The sequence below is a fragment of the Myxococcus llanfairpwllgwyngyllgogerychwyrndrobwllllantysiliogogogochensis genome (assembly GCF_006636215.1).
GTDB classification, from domain to species: Bacteria; Myxococcota; Myxococcia; order Myxococcales; family Myxococcaceae; genus Myxococcus; species Myxococcus llanfairpwllgwyngyllgogerychwyrndrobwllllantysiliogogogochensis.
In genome coordinates this window covers 1-478 of the sequence record NZ_VIFM01000716.1, presented here as the reverse complement: position 1 = coordinate 478, position 478 = coordinate 1, and the positions used below count along the sequence as shown (strand labels likewise).

Here is a 478-nt window from a genome sequence, read left to right as displayed (position 1 = left end):
CTTATGAACTCGCCTGCGACGGCCATGCCGTCACCGTCTTCGAACAGCGCGCCGCCGCGGCCGAGGAGGCGAGCTTCGCCAACGCCGGCCTGCTCGCGCCGGCGCCGCTGATCCCCTGGGCGACGCCCGGCATCGGCGGCCCCGCGGGCCAGCGGCTCTTCGACCGCCGGGCCGCCGTGCGCCTCGCCTCCGGCGCCGGCGCGTCCGACCTGCGGTGGCTCTGGCAGCGCCGGCGCGCGGCGCGCACGTCGGGCGCCAGGCCCTCGCCGAAGAACTCGGCGGGGATGCCGATGCGCAGGCCGCCGATCGATTCATTCAGCTGCGTGCTGAAGTCCTCGGCCGGCACGTCTAGGCTGGTGGAGTCGCGGTCCGGGTCGGGGCCGCAGATCGCCGAGAGCAGCAGGGCACAGTCTTCGGCGCTGCGGGCGATCGGGCCGGCCTGGTCGAGGGACGACGCGAAGGCCACGGTGCCCCAGCG

The 478-nt window shown here is 75.9% G+C and carries 1 protein-coding gene; it reads right to left on the bottom strand.

Features of this window, described 5'->3' with window-relative positions:
* Window position 1 precedes the first annotated feature (1 nt).
* The coding region (locus tag FJV41_RS57320; protein WP_246137932.1) for an amidase family protein at window positions 2-478 on the bottom strand (477 nt) is incomplete at its 5' end.